Here is a 17522-nt window from a genome sequence, read left to right as displayed (position 1 = left end):
GGAGAAGGTGCTGGGCCGCGGAGGTGGGGGGTTGCGGAAACACCCCCCCCACCACCCCGCCTCGGCCACTCTCGTAGTACGGGCTACTTGGCTCCCGCGGATTCCTTCTTCGCGCTCCCCGGCCCCGCGGCGCTCGCGCCCTTGGCCTTGTCGGCCCCGCCGGTGAACGCCTCGTACTCCGCGAGGACCTCCTCGGTCGGACCGTCCATGCGCAGCACACCGCGCTCCAGCCACAGCACCCGCTCGCAGGTGTCGCGGATCGACTTGTTGTTGTGGCTCACCAGGAAGACGGTGCCGGCGTGCTCGCGCAGTTCCCGGATGCGTTCCTCGGACCGCCGCTGGAAGGCGCGGTCGCCGGTGGCGAGGGCCTCGTCGATCAGCAGCACGTCGTGGTCCTTGGCGGCGGCGATCGAGAAGCGCAGACGGGCGGCCATACCCGACGAGTACGTCCGCATGGGCAGCGTGATGAAGTCGCCCTTCTCGTTGATGCCGGAGAAGTCGACGATGTCCTGGTAGCGCTCCCTGATCTGTTCGCGGGACATGCCCATGGCGAGAGCGCCGAGGTAGACGTTGCGCTCGCCCGTCAGGTCGTTCATCAGGGCCGCGTTGACCCCGAGGAGGGAGGGCTGGCCATTTGTGTAGATCTTGCCGTTCTCCACCGGGAGCAGGCCGGCGATGGCCTTGAGCAGCGTGGACTTCCCGGAGCCGTTGGTCCCGATCAGGCCGATGGCCTCGCCCTTGTACGCGGTGAAGGACACGTTCTTCACGGCGTGCACCCGGCGGACGCCCGCCGCCTTCTCCGCCTGCTTGCGGTGCAGGATGCGGTTGAGCGCGGCGGTCGCGGAGCCACGGCCGGCCCCCGTCCCGTGGACGCGGTAGACGATGTCGACGCCGTCGCAGATGACGGTCGGGATCAGCTTGTCGGTCACAGGTTCAGCCACGGCCGTACTTCTCCTCAGCCTTCCAGAAGTAGATGAAGCCCCCGACGCCCGCGAGCAGCGCCCAGCCCGTCGCGTACGCCCACACGTGGTGCGGGAGCTGGTGGGCCTTGAAGCTGTCGATCAGGGCGAACCGCATCAGGTCGATGTAGACGGCCGCGGGGTTCGACTTCAGGATCACCTTGGCCAGGTAGGGCAGGCCAGTGTGCTTCAGCGTCTTGTCGATGCTGAACATGACGCCGGAGACGTACATCCAGGTGCGCAGGACGAACGGCATCAGCTGCGCGATGTCCGGCGTCTTGGCGCCCATCCGGGCCAGGATCATCGAGACGCCGGCGTTGAACACGAACTGCAGGGTCAGCACGGGCGCGATCAGCAGCCAGGAGGCGCTCACCGGGATGCCGAAACAGAGCAGGATGATCACGAGCGCGGCCATCGAGAACAGCAGCTGCTGGAGCTGCTGCAGCGCGAACGAGATCGGCAGCGCGGCCCGTGGGAAGTGCAGGGCGCGCACCAGGCCGAGGTTGCCGGAGATCGCGCGGGTGCCCGCCATGATCGAGCTCTGCGTGAACGTCCACACGAACACACCCGTCACCAGGAACGGGATGTAGTCCGGCACGCCCTTGCTGGTACCGATCAGCACACCGAAGATGAAGTAGTACACCGCCGCGTTCAGCAGGGGCGTCATCACCTGCCAGATCTGGCCGAGCTTCGCCTCGCTGTACTGCGCGGTGAGCTTGGCGGTGGCGAAGGCCGTGATGAAGTGCCGGCGCGCCCACAGCTGGCGGACGTACTCCGGCAGGGAGGGGCGGGCACCGCTGACCGCGAGGCCGTACCGGGCGGCGAGCTGCGCCGGGGTCTCGGCCGCGTCGCTGGCCGTGGGGGGCGGTGTGTGGAGAACCTGGCTCACATCCGCTGCTTTCGCTCGGGGGTCGGTTGCGCAACCGGTACCGAGTGTTCCGCGTTGTCCCCGCTGGTACCGCTGCCCTGCGTTTCTCACGTTTCCTGTCGAGGCCTTGCTCGGCTCCAGGGCTCTTGTACTGCTCTTGGGGGTTTGGACTACTGTCCTTTACGTCGGAACGGGACCGTATCGTCGCAACGCGAGAGTAAGCCGATTCGACGTCGGAACGCAACCGTTTCGTCGTCACGCCCTATGCTGGTCCGCATGACGACGAACGCCGACGCTCCCCAGGTGAAGCGGGGGCGCAGGGCGCCCGCGGGTGCGGCCGTCCTCCGCGAGGACGTGACGGAAGCCATTCGCGCGGCGGTCTTCGAGGAACTGGCGGCCGTCGGCTACGCCCGGATGTCCATCGAGGGCATCGCGCGCCGGGCCGGTGTCGGCAAGACGGCGGTGTACCGCCGGTGGCGCTCGAAACTGCACCTGGTCCTGGACCTGGTGTCGGCGATCGCCGTCCAGGGCCTGCCGGCGCCCGACACCGGTTCGCTGGAGGGCGATCTGCGCCTCCTGTACGAGGTCACGTCCCGAGCCCTGCGGCACCCGGTGGCCGGCCAGATCATCCCCGACCTCCAGGCGGAGGCGGCCCGCAACCCCGACATCGCCGAGGCCATGCAGAAGGCGCTGCGCGAGGGCCAGGAGAGGGTGGCGAGCGGCATCGTCTCGGCGGCGGCCGCGCGCGGCGAGATCAGTGCAACGATCGACACGGACCTGGCCCTGGACCTGATCTCGGGCCCGCTGTACTGGCGCGCGGTGGTGGTCCGGGGGCCGAAGCTGCCGAAGGGGTATCTGGCGGGGTTGGCCCGGGCCGCGGCGGGAGCCCTCAGGGCCTTGTGAGCCCGGCTGTGCCCATCGCCCCACGGACAGCGGCCGTCCGCCCATCAACCCTCCAGCCGCTCGGCGAACGCGGCCCGGGAGGCGGCGGAGAGGACGAGCGGACGGGCGCCCGGACCGTGAAATGATCCCTGTTCGGCATACCAAGTGTGTGCACGGCCGTCGCCCCTGCTAACGTCCGGGTGCCGCCCCCCATGGTTGGCCGAGGCATGGCCAGAACAGGATGTGACGGTCTTTTGAATCGCAAGCAGCGAAGGCACCGCCGGTCGAGGGTGCGAGTGGGAATGGCTGCTGGGGGCGTGCTCGCCTTGGTCGCGGCGGGAATCGCGGCCGTGGCGCAGGCCGGCCAGCCGGGTGGCTCGCCGTCGACGGCGGTCGCCCCCACTGCCCTGCAGGATGAGTTCGCCTCGGCGGCACGGGAGTTCCACGTGCCGCAGAGCGTGCTGATGGCGGTGGCGTACCAGCAGAGCCGCTGGGACACCCACGCGGGCCGGCCGAGCATGACCGGCAACTACAACGTGATGGGCCTCACGCAGGTGGCCTCGACGGACGTGCCCAAGCCGTCGGAGAGCGACCGCGTGCGGGAGCTGAACCTGCGCGGGGAGGACGGCCGGCGGCCCTTCCACCCGTCGAAGCGCGTGCTGGCTGACGTGGGCGCCGTGCAGACCGACGCGCCCGCACTGCACACGCTGGACCGGGCGGCCAAGCTCGTCGGTACGTCGACGACGTCACTGCGCACGGACATGGGACAGAGCGTGCGCGGAGGTGCGGCGCTGCTGGCCGAGTACGAGCGCGCGGCGACCGGCGGGCTGCCGGCCGACCCGGAGCAGTGGTACGCGGCGGTGGAACGTTACAGCCAGTCGCCGGACAGCCGGGGCGCGGCACAGTTCGCGCAGCGCGTCTACGCCCACATGCGTTCGGGGATCAGCCGTGTGACCGCCGACGGCCAGCAGGTGACGCTCGAGGCGCAGCCCGGGCTGAAGCCGCGGGCGAGCACGGCCGCCTACTCGACCACCGGCAGCACGCACTCCGGCTACGCCACCGCGACGAACGCGAGCTACACCACCGCGACGGCGGCCACGGCGACCACCACCCCGGCCCCGGAGTGCCCGTCCGGCCTGACGTGCAACTACGCACCCGCCGCGTACCAGCAGACCAGTTCCACCGACAAGACGCAGTACGGGAACTACGACATCGCCAACCGGCCCTCGGACGGCGACGCGATCAACTACATCGTCATCCACGACACCGAGGGCCAGTACTCCTCGGCGCTCAGCCAGTTCCAGGACCCGACCGCCGGGGCCAGCGCCCACTACCTGATCCGCTCCTCGGACGGGCTGGTCACGCAGATGGTGGCCAACAAGGACGTCGCCTGGCACGCGGGCAACTGGTACATGAACCAGCACGCCATCGGCATCGAGCACGAGGGCTTCGCGCTCCAGGGCGGGAGCTGGTACACCGAGTCGGAGTACGAGTCGTCCGCCGCGCTGGTGAAGTACCTCGCGGGCCGGTACAACATCCCGCTCGACCGCGAACACATCATCGGCCACGACGACATCACGGGCCCGCTGGACGCGTACGTTTCCGGCATGCACTGGGACCCGGGCACGTACTGGGACTGGAACCACTACATGTCCCTGCTCGGCACGCCGAACAGCAACCCGGCCGGCTCGCCGCTCGTCGCCGGCGAGGTGGTGCGCATCGCGCCGCCGTTCGACTCGTCGTACGAACCGCCCGTCAGCGGTCAGTCGGCGCAGCCCGCCGACTTCGTGTACCTGCGCACCTCGCCGTCGAACAGCGCGTCGCTGATCACGAATCCGTACTTCTCCTCCGGGACGACCGCCGCATCCGACTGGAGCGACAAGGCGGTCGCCGGTCAGGACTTCGTGGTGGCCGACCAGCAGGACGACTGGACGGCGATCTGGTACGGCGGCGCCAAGGCGTGGTTCTACAACCCGAACGGCTCGTACACCGTTCCGGTCTCCGGCACCTCGGCGGTCACGCTGGTCACAGCCCGCGACGGGGTCGGCTCCATCCCGGTCTACGGCCGCGCCTACCCGGAGGCGAGCGCGTACCCGAGCGGCCTCACCCCGCAGCCGGTGACGCCGCTCACCAAGTACTCGATCCCATCGGGGCAGTCGTACGTCGCCATCGCGAAGGAGACGTCGGACTACTACCGTTCGACGACGTTCGACGGCAGCGCCCAGTACGACCGAACGGTGGTCAGCGGCACCACCACCTACTACCCGATCCGCTACAACCACCGTCTGGCGTACGTCAGTTCGGCGGATGTGAAGGTGGTCTCCGCGGTGCCGGGGCCGGCCGCCTCGACACGGCAGAACATCCTCGCCCGCGACTCGTCGGGCAACCTGTGGCAGTACCAGGGCACGGGGGTGGCGTCGTCGCCGTTCCTGTCGCGGTACAAGATCGGCTATGGCTGGGGCGGCTACAACGCCATGACGCCGATGTCGGTCTTCCACGCCGACGGCACGGGTGACATGGTCGCTCGCGACGGCTCCGGAAACCTCTGGTACTACCAGGGCAGTGGCAAACCGTCGGCTCCCTTCAAGGCGCGGGTGAAGGCCGGCTTCGGGTGGGGCGGCTACACCATGCTCGGCATGGGGGACCTGACCGGTGACGGGAAGGCGGACCTGCTCGCCCGGGACTCCTCCGGGAACCTGTACGTCTATCCCGGCACGGGCAGCACGACGTCGCCCTTCGGGCCGCGCATCAAGGCCGGCTGGGGCTGGGGCGGCTACACCATGGTCAATGGCGGCGACCTCACGGGTGACGGGAAGGCGGACCTGGTCGCCCGGGACTCCTCCGGGAACCTGTTCGTCTATCCCGGCACGGGCAGCACGACGTCGCCCTTCGGGCCGCGCATCAAGGCGGGCTGGGGCTGGGGCGGCTACACCATGGTCGGCCCCGGTGACGTGAACGGCGACGGCCAGCCGGACCTCGTCGCCCGGGACTCCTCCGGGAACGTGTACCTCTACCCGGGCACCGGCAGCCCGACGTCGCCGTACGGTTCGCGGAGCAGCATCGCCACGGGGTGGGGCATCTACGACCCCATCATCTGACCGGTAGTACCACCGGCCCGCCGACCCCCGTCCGAACTGTGCGGTTCGCCGCCAGAGCGTACGGGGGTCGGTCGTGCGGCGCCCGGCTCGAGCGGGCCGGCCCGGCGTCCGTACGGGAGTTCGTCGTGTGCGTACTCCCTGGCGGTCCGCTGTCTTGGACGGTGTCCGAGGAACTGACCGGCGCCACCTCCCCGGAACTCCGCGAACTCCTGCGGAGCGCGACGGCCTGGGCGTCCTACCGCCGCGCCGCCTCGCGAGGCCGGGGCGTCCTACCGCCGCGCCGCCTCGCGAGGCCCGGGCGTCCTACCGCCGCGCCGCTTCCGGATGCCTGCGCACCCAGCCCTCCCACGCCGAGGTGATCATGTCCTCCACGTCGCGCTTCGCCGTCCAGCCCAGTTCCCGGGCGATACGGTCGGCCGAGGCGACGACGCGGGCCGGGTCGCCGGGGCGGCGCGGGGTGACCGTCGGCGCGGTGTCGTAACCGGTGATCGCGTTGATGCGGTCGATCATCTCGCGGACCGACACGCCCTCACCGCGGCCGATGTTGAGGGTGAGGTCCGTGCCGGGGGAGGCCTGGAGCGCGCGGGCGGCCGCGACGTGGGCCTCCGCCAGGTCGGCCACATGGATGTAGTCGCGGATGCAGGTGCCGTCGGGTGTGGCGTAGTCGTCGCCGAAGATGCGCGGTGCCGCGTTCTCGGTCAGCTTCTCGAACACCATCGGGATCAGGTTGAAGACGCCGACGTCCGCCAGCTCGGGGCTCGCCGCGCCCGCCACGTTGAAGTAGCGCAGGGACGCGGTGGACAGGCCGGTCGCCCTTCCCGCCGCCCGGACCAGCCACTCGCCGGCCAGTTTGGTCTCGCCGTACGGAGACATCGGGACGCACGGCGTCTCCTCCGTGACCAGGTCCACGTCCGGCATGCCGTACACGGCGGCGGACGAGGAGAACACGAAGGACGGAACCTGGGACTCCGTCACCGCCTCCAGCAGGACGCGCAGGCCCTCCACGTTCTCCCGGTAGTAGTGCAGCGGCAGCTCCACCGACTCGCCCACCTGCTTCTTCGCCGCCAGGTGCACGACCCCCGTCACCGAGTGCTCCGCCAGCGTGCGGCGCAGCAGGTCGCCGTCCAGGGTGGAGCCCTCCACCAGCGGCACCTGGGCGGGCACGCGCTCGGCGATGCCCGTGGACAGGTCGTCGTACACCACGGCGCGCTCGCCCGCCTCGGTCATCGCACGGACGACGTGCGCTCCGATGTAACCGGCACCGCCGGTGATCAGCCAGGTCATGATGCGGCCGTCTCCTTGCTCGTTGGCCTGTCGTGTTCTTGCTGCCACTTCAGTGAAGCAGGTGGAGTTCACCTGCCGTCCTTCACCTCAAGTGAATCAGGCGACGGAGCCTGCGCCGCGCGACCGATGTCACACCTCGCACTCCCGACGCGACCCTCAGCGCCAGCGCTCCCGAGTGCGTAGCGTACGGCTGCACCAGCAGCACGCCGTGCCTCAGGCTCGGCACCGCCTGGCGGCGCAGCAGGCCGGCGCCCGCGACGGCGTGCGGCGCGGTTTCACGGCTCGTTCCGTCATCGAAGCGGAGTGTCAGCTTCAGGTCCCAGGTTCCCGCGCCGAGCGCCGCCAGGTCCACCGGTGTCTCGGCCGTCCAGCCGGCGGAGTCCGGGTCCTTCCGCAGCTCGGCCGTGGTGGACAGCCCCACCCGCTTCTCGTCCTCCCGGAGCACGAACTCCACGTCCACCCGGGCCGGACGCGCGTTCTCCACCCGCCCGTACAGCTCGTGCAGGCGCAGCCGCAGCCGGCCGGCACGCGCACCGGGGCGCAGTTCCGCGTTGACGCTGACCGGCAGGTGCTCCATGGGGCGGTGCAGCAGGTGCTCGAGCCGGACCTGCGGCAGGTCGTCTGACCAGACGGGACTGCCGTCCTCCGTCCTCGCGTACGGAGGGATCAGCCGCGCCGGGCGGGCCGCCAGCTCCTTGAGCCGGGACAGGTCGCGCGGCCGTTCGGAGGCGAGCACCACCTGCGCGACGACTCGCCCCGGCACGGACGCCTGCGCGAAGTCGGCCGCCTCGAATTCCTCGAGGTACGCGCGCGTGAGCCGCCACCACTCCTTGCGGTACTCCTCGTCGCGCAACGGCAGCTCCCGCGTGTACATGCGCAAGCCCCGGTCCAGGAAGGTGGTGCGGGCCGCCCGCGCCAGCTGTTTCTCGCCGGCGCCCAGCAGGATCTCATGCGACTGCCGGGTCGCCTCCATGCGCGCCTTCCAGTTCTCGATGTCGGCGCGGGCGAGGGAGATGGACAGGCGCTGGGCGGAGCGGCGCACGTGCCAGACGTACACGGTGTCGGGGATCACGGCGATGCTCGGGCCTGCGGCCAGCACGCGCGCGCTGAAGACGAAGTCCTCGTAATGGAAGCGGCCGTCGGGGAAGCGGATGCCGTGCTCACGCAGGAAGTCGGTGCGGTACAGCTTGTTGACGCAGAGCGTGTCGTGGGCCATGCGGGGGCGCCGGGAGGGGTGGGAGACCACCGCGGCCCGCTCGTACAGCTCCGGCTGCCAGGGCACCTCGCGGCCCGAGGGCAGCTCGCGGCGCACACACAGGCCGGCGGCGAGCTGGGTGCCGTGTGCGACGGCCGCCATGAGCAGCGCGTCCACCGCGCCCGGCGGCAGCACGTCGTCGCTGTCCAGGAACATGACGTACGGGGCGGTCGCCGCCTCGATCCCGTCGTTGCGCGGGGTGCCGCAGCCGCCGCTGTTGGTGGTCCGGCTGATCACCCTGACGCGAGGCTCCTCGGCCGCCAGGGCATGCAGCAGCTCGGCGCTGCCGTCCGACGAGCAGTCGTCGACCGCGATCACTTCGCGGACGACCCCGCCCTGCGCGAGGGCCGAACGGATCGCGTCTGTCACATGGGCGGCGTCGTCGTATCCGATGACGACGACGCTGACCTGTGCATCGTGAGGGTGACCCATGGCTTCCACGAGCCGAGAATACGGGCAGCCGGTAATGATCTGTTAAGTGGCCCTTAACCCCCTGTGGGGGAGAGGGCGGGGACCCGGTCCTTCCCTGCGGGGGCTTCCGAGTTCTCTCGCTGCGGCACCGCGCGCCCGGAGCGCCACAGGCGGACGAACGACATGACCGCCGCGGTGGTCAGCAGTCCGTTGCGGGTCAGCATGAGCAGACAGCCCCTCCAGGTGGAGCTGATCACCTCCCCGTAGAAGGCGGGGTACACCACGGCGCTGATCGCGGTCGCCGCCAGGATGAGCCAGGCCACCGGGCGCTGAGTGGTGTGCCGTGTGGTCAGACAGACGGCGGCGAGCCCGACCAGCCAGATCATGTACTGGGGGCTGATCACCCGGCTCGTCACCGTGAACAGCAGCACGGCCGTCAGCGCCGCGTCGTACGGGGTCGCCGGCGTCCAGCGGCGGGCACGCAGCCGCCACAGCAGCAGCAGCGCGAAGGCGACCGCGGTCAGCGCGAGCGAGCATTCGGCGACCGCGCGCACATGCGGGCCGACGAACTCCACGGCGCCGTACTGGTAGCGGGTGGTGCCCGACCAGCCGGCCCGGCGCGCCAGCATCAGCACCGTGCCGCCCAACGACTCGATCTGCACGCCCCGGCCGCCCTGCTGGCGCAGGAAGTCGAACGGGTTGCGGAACAGGACCGCGACCACGGCGAGCAGTGTCACCGCGGTGACGGCCGCCGTCGTCCACGCCTGGCGGGTGCCGCGGCCTCGCGGCGTGCCGATGAGCGCCAGCGCCGGCCATACCTTCACCAGGGCGCCGAGGGCCGCGAACGCGCCACCCAGGCGCGCGGAGCGCCCCACCATGAGCAGCGAGACGACGGCGAAGGCGGTGACCTGGACGTCGTACCGGACGAGCGGGATGTGCAGCAGCAGCGGCAGACCGGCGATCCACAGCGCCGCGCCGCGCAGCGAGCGGCCCCGGCGGGTGCCCGCGTACGCGAGGGCGAGCGTGACCAAGGCGTCCGTGAACAGCGTGATGACCACGAACGCCTGAAAGTAGGTCAGCCCCGGCAGCAGCGCGGGCGACAGGAGCACCGCGCCGGCGCCCGGTGGGTACTGCCACAGGTGGTCTCCGGAGGGGAAGGCTCCGTGCCGGAGGATGCCGTACCAGTGGAAGTAGAGCTTCCAGACCTCCTTCGCGACCCCGCCCCGGCCGAGCAGCGGGTACTGGTCGTGGGCGAGAAGCCAGAGCATCAGGGCACGGGTGGCGAGCCAGCCGACGGCGAGCAGAAGCAACCGATCCGTCCGGCGCACCCTCTTCCAGGAGGGCGGCGGGAAAAGGGGTGCCGGTCTGGTCGCCGGGCGTTCCAGGGCAGTCTTCAAGGCACTCATCAAGCCCGGATGGTAGGCCGTCTGCATGGCGCATGTGGTGGATACAGCGTCAACTCAGGGCAAAAGTTGTTTAATCACACAAAACCCGTACATGTTGAATGCGGGCATGAGCCGGTCACCGATGAGGCGCGAGGAGCGCATCGCTGTCCTCGTGCCCGTTGTGGTCATGTTCACGCTCGGGCTGTGGGGGCTGGACCGTGACGGCATGTGGCGTGACGAGGCGGCCACGTTCCAGGTGGCGCGCCGCTCACTGCCGCAGATCTGGCATCTGCTGCGGAGCGTGGACGCGGTGCACGGCCTGTACTACCTGCTGATGCACCCGGTCCTGGCCCTCCACCCCGGCGAGGTGCTGCTGCGGCTGCCCTCGGTGTGCGGGGCGGCCGCGGCGGCGGGTCTGGTCGCCGCGCTGGGAGTGCGCCTCGGGCGGCCGCGCGTGGGGCTGTGGGCGGGGCTGCTCTACGCGGTCACGCCGATGGCCGGGCACTACGCGCAGGAAGGGCGCTCCTACGCACTGGTCGCGGCCGGGGTGGCGGGGGCGACCCTGCTGCTCGTGCGGGCCGTGGAGGGCGGGAGGTGGTGGCCGTACGGGGTGGTCGTCGCCGTCACCTGCGTACTGCACGAGTTCGCGGCGCTGATGCTGTCGGCGCACGCCTGCACGTTGGCGTTGGCGCGGGTGCCGGGGCGGGTGTGGCTTCGGTGGGGGAGTGCGGCCGGGGCCGCCGTGGTGGTGCTGTTGCCGCTGGTGCTGGTGTCCCGGGGGCAGGCGGAGCAGGTGGCGTGGCTGACGGCGCCGGACGCGCGCAGCGTACGGGGGCTGGTGGGGCGGTTCTTCGGGCCGTCGCCCCGGGTGCTCGTGCCGTGTCTGGGGCTGGCGTTGATGGGGGCTCTGGCGCCGTTGCCGCGGCGGGTTTCCCTCGCGGGAGTGGCGGGGCCGCTGCTGGTGATTCCGCCGGCGGTACTGATGGGGGTGTCGCAGTTCCGGCCGTTGTACTACGACCGGTATGTACTGTATTCGCTGGCCGGGGTGCCGTTGCTGGCGGCGGCCGGGGCGGAGCGGGTGGCCGGGCTGGTGCGGAGGCTGCGGCTCGGTGGGTGGGCGCACACCGACCGTCGGCTGTATGGCAACGGTGTTGCCCTGCTGGGGGTCGTGGCCGTCTGTTGTGTCTTCCTCGTGCAGTTGCCCCTGCTCCGGGCCGATCGTCGGGCCGCGCACCGGCCCGACGATCTCGCGGCCGTCTCCGCGGCCGTGGCGCGGCGGGTGCGGTCCGGGGATCCCGTGTTGTTCCTGCCCTCGCTGGAGCGGCGGTCGGCGCTCGCCTATCCGGCCGGGTTCCTGGGTGTCCGGGATGTGGCGCTGGGCGCGTCGGCCGCCGAGAGCGGGACGCTGTACGGACGGGAGGTCGGCCCCGGGGAACTGCGGCGGCGGCTGGAGGGGCTCAGGTACGTCTGGGTGGTCACCGAGCGGTACGCGCTGGACCCCTCGTGGACTCCCTGGAACGCCACGGACCGCGCCAAACTCGCGGTCGTGAAGCGCGACTTCGTCACCCGCGAGGAGTACGTGCGCCCCCACCTCACACTTCGACTCTACGTACGCCGCCAGGTGCCGCCGGGGCACTAGGGTCTTTCGTCGGGATCATGCAGGACCAGGGATCCCCCCGAACCGGCGTGATACGAACGCGAGGCCCTACGCGCAGCCAGGGGTCTCGTCCAGTGCCGCCGCGTCCAGGGTGCGGGTCAGCTGGTCGAGGCGGTCGCGCAGTTCGGTGATCTCCGTCAGCTCCAAGCCCGTCGCGGCGGCGATCCGGCGCGGCACCAGCAGCGCGCGTTCCTTCAGTGCCGTGCCCTCGTCCGTGAGGTGGATGTGCACGGACCGCTCGTCCCGCGTGCTGCGCTCCCGCCGCACCAGGCCCGCCGCCTCCAGCCGCTTCAGCAGGGGGGAGAGCGTCCCGGAGTCCAGTCGCAGATGCTCGCCGAGCTTCTTCACCGGCAGCTCCCCGTGTTCCCACAGCACCAGCATCACCAGGTACTGCGGGTAGGTGAGCCCCAGGTCCTTCAGGGCGACGCGGTAGACGCCGTTGAAGGCGCGCGAGGCGGCGTGCAGCGAGAAGCAGATCTGGCGGTCCAGGCGCAGGTATTCCTCGGCCGCGGAGGTCGCCTCCGTACGGGGGGTCCGGGTGGTCGTCATGCAGACAGGGTAGCTCCTGCCCGTCATTTAGTTGTGCACAACTGAATCGTGTGCTCTACTTGTCTGCGTAAGGCGGCCCCGGGTCAGCAACGGACCGGCCGCCGTGTGACTTCGAGAGGGATGGTTTTCCATGGACGCGCTCTACACCGCTGTCGCCACCGCCACCCACGGCCGTGAGGGCCGCGCCGTCTCCTCCGACGGCAAGATCGACCTCAAGCTGGCCCCGCCGGTGGAGCTGGGCGGCAACGGCGAGGGCACCAACCCCGAGCAGCTGTTCGCCGCCGGTTACGCGGCCTGCTTCGGCAGCGCGCTCGGTCTCGTCGGCCGGGCGGCCAAGGCGGACGTCAGCGACGCCGCCGTGACCGCCGAGGTCGGCATCGGCAAGCAGGGCGAGGGCTTCGCGCTCGCGGTCACCCTGCGCGTCGAGCTGCCGGACACCGTGGACCAGGAGACCGGCCGCAAGCTGGTCGAGCAGGCCCACCAGGTCTGCCCCTACTCCAACGCCACGCGCGGCAACATCTCGGTCGAGCTCGTCATCGAGTAGTACCCGCCCGACTGACGACCGCCCGGTTCACGGCCTCGTACGCACTCTCCCGGCGTACGAGGCCGCGGGCGTTCACGGCGACGTCGTCAGCGCCTGGCTGTCGCCCACCGCCGGTGCCGGCACCGACGCCTGGATGTCCGGCTCGCCCAGCATCAGTGTGCGCACCACACGCTCGGCCGCCCGCCCGTCGTCGAACGCGCAGAACCGCGCCCGGAACCCCGCGCGCAACCGCGCCGAGTCCTCGTCCCGCCAGCACCCGGAGGCGAACAGCCACGCCAGCTCCCGGTACGAGCGCGAGACATGCCCCGGCGCCTCCTCCGTGATGTCGAAGTAGGCGCCCCGGCTCGCCCGGAACGCACCCCAGTCGTCGGCGTGCACGACGATCGGCCGGTCCAGGTTGGCGTAGTCGAACATCAGGGCCGAGTAGTCGGTGACCAGGGCGTCCGAAGCGAGCATCACCTCCTCGACGTGCGGCTCGTCGGTGGCGTCGACCAGCACGCCCCGCCGGTGCAGCTCGGTCAGGCCTGTCCCGCGCGCCGGCCCGTCCGCCAGTGAGGGGTGCAGCCGTACGACGAGGGTGTGGCCCTCGCCCAGGTCCTCGGCGAACCGGGCCAGGTCGAAGCGCTCGATATGACCACCGCGGACGTAGTCGCGGCGGGTCGGCGCGTACAGCACCACCGTGTGGTCCTCCGGGATGCCGTGCCGGAACCGGAAGGCGGCCCCGTCGCCGGGCTTGGCGTCCACGAGGACGTCGTTGCGGGGGCTGCCGCTGCGCACCGAGGTGAAGTCGCAGGGGTAGGCGCGGTCCCACACCAGTTCGGAGTGGCGATTGGCGACCAGACTGTAGTCCCAGCGGTCGGCGCGCCACAGCATCTGCGGCACGTCGAGCCCCAGCCGGGCACCCGGCTTGTCCCGCAGGTCGGCTCCCATGTACTTCAGCGGGGTGCCCCGGTGGGTCTGGATGTGGACGCTTCCCGGGCGCTTGTCCAGGGTGCTGGGCCAGTTCACGTTGTTGACGAAGTACGTGGCCCGCGCGCTGACCCGCAGATGGCCGAGGGAGCCCGGGAGCACGTACTCGATGTCCGGCGGCAGGTGCTCCACCTGGTCCGCGCGCACCACCCACACGCCGCGGATGTGCGGGGCGAGGTCGCGTGCCGCGCGGTGGATCGCGGCCGGGTCGCCGAGGACGCCGCGGTGCGAGAACGCCGAGTAGACGGCCAGGTTCGGATCCAGGGGCCGCCGCTCGTGCGCCCAGGACCAGCCGCGCTTGACCCGCCCCGCCACGACCGCGCGCGCCTGCCGTCGGCGCCGGCCGAGCGCGCCGCCGACGGTGGCGGCCCGCCGCCCGAGCAGGTAGCCGGCGTAGCTTCCCTCCAGCACGCGCAGCTCCGGCGGGGCCGGTTCCCCTCTGCCGTGGGCGCGGAACAGTTCGGCCGTACGGCGGAAGAACTCTCCCTTGTCGCAGGCGGGCAGGCGGTCCGGCTTGGCGAGGATGTCCAGACAGTGCTCGCCCATCTTGCGGCGCAGGTACGGCCGCCAGGAGGTCAGCTCCGGATGGGCGTCGACGTACGCGAAGACCCGCTGGTACTGGTCGTGGACGTCGAAGTGCTTGCGGCTGGTGGTGGACAGGATGTTGCCCTGGCGGCGCTGCCGGTAGCTGACGCAGATCCGGTCGAGGGTCGCGATCCGCCGCGCGCTGAGCAGGGCGGGGAACGTCCAGGGCGTGTCCTCGTAGTAGCCCGGCGGGAAGGCGAAGCCGTGCTCGGTGACGTAGTCCCGGCGGTACGCCTTGTTCCACACCACCATCAGCAGTTCCAGGATTTCGGGCCGCTCGGCCGCGGTGAAGGTGCCCTCGCCGCTCTCGGCGAGGATCCGGGCCAGCACGTTGCGGCGGGTGCCGCCCCACCAGTAGGTGCGGGCGTAGTCGAAGACCAGCACGTCCGGGTCCCCGGTCTCCTCCAGCCGGTCGGCGATCGCGCGCAGCGCGCCCGGGGTCAGCGTGTCGTCGCTGTCGAGGAACAGCAGGAAGTCCCCGCCGGCGTGCGGCAGTCCGGCGTTTCGGGCCCGGCCGAGTCCGACGTTCTCCGGCAGGTGCAGCACCCGCACGCGCGGATCGCGGGCGGCGTACTCGTCGAGGATCGCCCCGCAGCCGTCGGGGGAGCGGTCGTCGACGGCGATCACCTCGAAGTCGGTGTACGACTGCGCGAGGACCGAGTCCAGGCACTCGCGCAGGAAGCCCTGCACCTTGAAGACGGGCACGATGATGCTGAAGCGGGGCACGGCGGTCAGCTCCTCACCAGGGCAGGGGCCGGGGCCGGGATGCGCTCGGCGAGCGGGATCACGGGCGGGATCGACGCGGGCGGCTCGCCCAGCAGCACCCGGCGCACGACGCGTTCGGCGGCACGCCCGTCGTCGAACTGGCAGAAACGCTGCCGGAAGGCGGCCCGCACGGCCCTGGCCTCCGCGTCCGCGAAGGAGCCGTCGCGGAAGACGGCCGCCAGCTCCTCCGGGGTGCGCACCACCCGGCCCGGTGGCGCCTGAATCAGGTCGAAGTAGACGCCCCTGATCTCCCGGTAGACATCCCAGTCGTCGGCGTACACGACGATCGGGCGGTCCAGGTTGGCGTAGTCGAACATGATCGACGAGTAGTCGGTGACCAGTGCGTCGGCGGCCAGGCAGACGTCCTCCGAGGAGCGGTGCCGGGTGACGTCGATGACGCGGCCGGAGGCCCGGGCCGCACCCCGGTCGTAGAAGTAGTGGGCGCGCAGCAGCACCACGAAGTCGTCCCCGATCTCGTCGCAGAACGCCTCCAGGTCGAGCGCCGTGTCGAAGCCGGTGCTGTGATCGCGGTGCGTCGGCGCGTAGAGGACGGCTGTCTTTCCCTCGGGGACGCCGAGTTCACGGCGGACGCGGGCGACGTCGTCGGCGGTCGCCGTGTAGTAGACGTCGTTGCGCGGATAGCCGTACTCCAGCGTCTCGTACGCGCCCGGGAACGCGCGCTCCCACATCTCGGTGGAGTGCCGGTTGGAGGAGAGGTTGTAGTCCCAGCGGTCCATGCGCGCGAGCAGCTTGGCGAAGCTGCCGGTGGACGCCGCGACCACGGGGTGGGACGACTGGTCGACGCCCATCTTCTTCAGCGGGGTGCCGTGCTGGGTCTGCAGGTGCACGCTGCCGGGGCGCTTGACCACGTCGTCGGCGAAGTTCGCGTTGTTGATCAGGTACTTGGCGCGGGCCAGCACGTCCCAGTAGGCGCGGCTGCCGATCACCGCGTACTCGACGTCCTTCGGCACGCTGCCCACCGCGTCCGGCTCGACGAGGAATACCGAACGGATGTGCGGGGCGAGTTGGCGGGCCTTGGCGTGGATCGCGGCCGGGTTGCAGGCGTAGCCGCGGCCCCAGTAGGCGCAGTACACGGCGAGGTTCGGATCGAGCGGGCGGCGCAGCTGGAGTGTGTAGCGGGCGCGGGTGCGCGGCCGGTGCGGCAGGGGCGCCTTCCTGGTGGCCTTCGCCACGCTCTGGTTGGCGGCCCGCAGCGTCCGGAACGCGCCGTAGGCGCCGGACGCGAGCAGCCGGTGCTGCACGCCGAGGCTCCCCGCCGGCGGCCGGAACCCGGTCGGGCGGTGGCGTCGGTGGAGGCGGCCGGCCTGCCGGAAGAACGCCCGGCGGCGGTGCGCGGGCAGCGCCTCCGGATGCGCGGCCGTCCGCAGCACCGCGGAGAACAGCTGCTCGAACAGCGGTCGCGCCCGGTCGGCGGGCAGACCGAGTTCGGCGGCCCGTACGAGCACCCGCTCCACCTGGTCCAGCAGATCGAACTGGTGCTCACCAGTGGTGTGCGGCCGGATGCCCTGCCGGCGCACCAGATGCCGGACGCACACCGTGCGCAGCACCGCGAGGCGCTCGGCGGCGAGGGTGACCAGTCCGCCCCAGCCGATGTCGGTGAAGTGGCCGGCGGGAAAGGCGAGCCGGTGCCCGGTGACGAAGGCCCGCCGGTAGGCGGCACTCCACACGGGCACGGCCACCCCCGTCAGCTCCGGCGCCTGCCCGGGGGCGAACGCCCCGTCCGGCGCCCGGCCGAGCGGCGGCGCGGAGGTCTCGGGGTCCCACCAGTGCGCCCGCTCGTGGGCGAAGTAGAGGACGTCCACGTCGCGGGTCGTCCTCAGACGCGCGTCGATCGCCGACAGCGCGCCGGGCACCAGGACGTCGTCGCTGTCCAGGAACAGCAGATACGTCCCCGTAGCCGCCCACATCCCGGCCGTGCGGGCCACACCCGGGCCGCCGGAGGGCGGCGAGGTGAGCGGGGCCACCCTGCTGTGCCGCTCGGCGTACGCGGCGGCGACCGCCCCCGCGGGTGAGTCGGGTGCGTCGCAGACCGGGATCAGCTCGAAGTCGCCGAAGGACTGGGCGAGGACCGAGTCCAGCGCCTGGGACAGACGGCCCGCGACTCCGGAGGCGGGGACGATGATGCTGAAGCGGGCCATTCTGCTCTTTCTCTCGGGCTCCGGTTCCTGCGGCGGGGCCGGTGCGTCGGGTGTACGCGAGCGTCAGCGCCCCGGCCGTCCGGCGGGGCGCCAGGCGATGACGGGGGTCCCCCCTGATCGTGGGGGTCCCCCCGCCCGAGCGAAGTCGAGAG

12 protein-coding genes are annotated in these 17522 nt (G+C 71.3%); 4 read left to right on the top strand and 8 right to left on the bottom strand.

The features are described from left to right. Nucleotides 1–83 precede the first annotated feature (83 nt). Together ACZ7L1_RS10455 and ACZ7L1_RS10450 are read right to left on the bottom strand one after the other, a co-directional pair. A complete protein-coding gene (locus tag ACZ7L1_RS10455; protein ID WP_471435895.1) occupies nucleotides 84–941 on the bottom strand; it encodes an ABC transporter ATP-binding protein in 858 nt (285 codons plus the stop codon). Continuing rightward, a complete protein-coding gene (locus tag ACZ7L1_RS10450) occupies nucleotides 934–1848 on the bottom strand; it encodes an ABC transporter permease (RefSeq protein WP_471435893.1) in 915 nt (304 codons plus the stop codon). Before ACZ7L1_RS10450 ends, ACZ7L1_RS10455 begins: the two co-directional genes overlap by 8 nt. 255 nt (nucleotides 1849–2103) lie before the next feature. On the opposite strand from ACZ7L1_RS10450, the gene ACZ7L1_RS10445 reads away from it, so the two are divergent. After that, the gene (locus ACZ7L1_RS10445; protein ID WP_471435891.1) at nucleotides 2104–2730 is read left to right on the top strand and encodes a TetR/AcrR family transcriptional regulator; all 627 of its coding nucleotides are present in this window, start codon (nucleotides 2104–2106) and stop codon (nucleotides 2728–2730) included. A gap of 281 nt (nucleotides 2731–3011) precedes the next feature. Then, on the top strand, nucleotides 3012–5807 hold the full coding sequence (locus ACZ7L1_RS10440; RefSeq protein ID WP_471435889.1) for an N-acetylmuramoyl-L-alanine amidase: 2796 nt from the start codon (nucleotides 3012–3014) through the stop codon (nucleotides 5805–5807). Nucleotides 5808–6110: 303 nt separating this feature from the next. Here the strand turns inward: ACZ7L1_RS10440 and galE are convergent, their stop codons facing one another. The 3 genes from galE to ACZ7L1_RS10425 all read right to left on the bottom strand — a co-directional run bounded on the left by galE (nucleotide 6111) and on the right by ACZ7L1_RS10425 (nucleotide 10025). Further along, on the bottom strand, nucleotides 6111–7091 hold the full coding sequence (gene galE / locus ACZ7L1_RS10435; RefSeq protein WP_471435887.1) for a UDP-glucose 4-epimerase GalE: 981 nt from the start codon (nucleotides 7089–7091) through the stop codon (nucleotides 6111–6113). A gap of 82 nt (nucleotides 7092–7173) precedes the next feature. Beyond that, a complete protein-coding gene (locus ACZ7L1_RS10430; protein ID WP_471435926.1) occupies nucleotides 7174–8778 on the bottom strand; it encodes a glycosyltransferase family 2 protein in 1605 nt (534 codons plus the stop codon). Between the two features lie 53 nt (nucleotides 8779–8831). Next, complete coding sequence (locus ACZ7L1_RS10425; RefSeq protein WP_471435924.1) at nucleotides 8832–10025, bottom strand: glycosyltransferase 87 family protein; 1194 nt, start codon at nucleotides 10023–10025, stop codon at nucleotides 8832–8834. Between the two features lie 244 nt (nucleotides 10026–10269). Between ACZ7L1_RS10425 and ACZ7L1_RS10420 the strand changes: the two genes are divergently transcribed. Further along, a complete protein-coding gene (locus ACZ7L1_RS10420; RefSeq protein ID WP_471435885.1) occupies nucleotides 10270–11781 on the top strand; it encodes a glycosyltransferase family 39 protein in 1512 nt (503 codons plus the stop codon). A 66-nt stretch (nucleotides 11782–11847) separates the two neighbouring features. Here the strand turns inward: ACZ7L1_RS10420 and ACZ7L1_RS10415 are convergent, their stop codons facing one another. Beyond that, on the bottom strand, nucleotides 11848–12348 hold the full coding sequence (locus tag ACZ7L1_RS10415) for a MarR family winged helix-turn-helix transcriptional regulator (RefSeq protein WP_471435884.1): 501 nt from the start codon (nucleotides 12346–12348) through the stop codon (nucleotides 11848–11850). A gap of 130 nt (nucleotides 12349–12478) precedes the next feature. Here ACZ7L1_RS10415 and ACZ7L1_RS10410 point away from each other — a divergent pair, with 130 nt between their 5' ends. After that, a complete protein-coding gene (locus tag ACZ7L1_RS10410; RefSeq protein WP_471435883.1) occupies nucleotides 12479–12892 on the top strand; it encodes an organic hydroperoxide resistance protein in 414 nt (137 codons plus the stop codon). Between the two features lie 72 nt (nucleotides 12893–12964). On the opposite strand, the gene ACZ7L1_RS10405 is transcribed toward ACZ7L1_RS10410, so the two are convergent. Then, a complete protein-coding gene (locus tag ACZ7L1_RS10405) occupies nucleotides 12965–15172 on the bottom strand; it encodes a bifunctional glycosyltransferase/CDP-glycerol:glycerophosphate glycerophosphotransferase (RefSeq protein WP_471435881.1) in 2208 nt (735 codons plus the stop codon). A gap of 5 nt (nucleotides 15173–15177) precedes the next feature. Then, nucleotides 15178–17370: a bifunctional glycosyltransferase family 2 protein/CDP-glycerol:glycerophosphate glycerophosphotransferase gene (locus ACZ7L1_RS10400; RefSeq protein ID WP_471435879.1), complete on the bottom strand. Its 2193-nt coding sequence runs from the start codon at nucleotides 17368–17370 to the stop codon at nucleotides 15178–15180. Between the last annotated feature and the right edge of the window lie 152 nt (nucleotides 17371–17522).

The organism is Streptomyces sp. NPDC107546 (assembly GCF_055639175.1).
The sequence above is the reverse complement of the archived record's forward strand: the minus strand, read 5'-3'. Positions and strand labels throughout refer to the sequence as shown.

Excerpts from the sequence above, each read along its gene's own strand:
- ACZ7L1_RS10445 (WP_471435891.1), top strand. The coding sequence starts at position 2,104 with ATGACGACGAACGCCGACGCTCCCCAGGTGAAGCGGGGGCGCAGGGCG.
- ACZ7L1_RS10440 (WP_471435889.1), top strand. The coding sequence starts at position 3,012 with ATGGCTGCTGGGGGCGTGCTCGCCTTGGTCGCGGCGGGAATCGCGGCC.
- galE (WP_471435887.1), bottom strand. The coding sequence starts at position 7,091 with ATGACCTGGCTGATCACCGGCGGTGCCGGTTACATCGGAGCGCACGTC.
- ACZ7L1_RS10430 (WP_471435926.1), bottom strand. The coding sequence starts at position 8,778 with ATGGGTCACCCTCACGATGCACAGGTCAGCGTCGTCGTCATCGGATAC.
- ACZ7L1_RS10425 (WP_471435924.1), bottom strand. The coding sequence starts at position 10,025 with ATGCTCTGGCTTCTCGCCCACGACCAGTACCCGCTGCTCGGCCGGGGC.
- ACZ7L1_RS10420 (WP_471435885.1), top strand. The coding sequence starts at position 10,270 with ATGAGCCGGTCACCGATGAGGCGCGAGGAGCGCATCGCTGTCCTCGTG.
- ACZ7L1_RS10415 (WP_471435884.1), bottom strand. The coding sequence starts at position 12,348 with ATGACGACCACCCGGACCCCCCGTACGGAGGCGACCTCCGCGGCCGAG.
- ACZ7L1_RS10410 (WP_471435883.1), top strand. The coding sequence starts at position 12,479 with ATGGACGCGCTCTACACCGCTGTCGCCACCGCCACCCACGGCCGTGAG.
- ACZ7L1_RS10400 (WP_471435879.1), bottom strand. The coding sequence starts at position 17,370 with ATGGCCCGCTTCAGCATCATCGTCCCCGCCTCCGGAGTCGCGGGCCGT.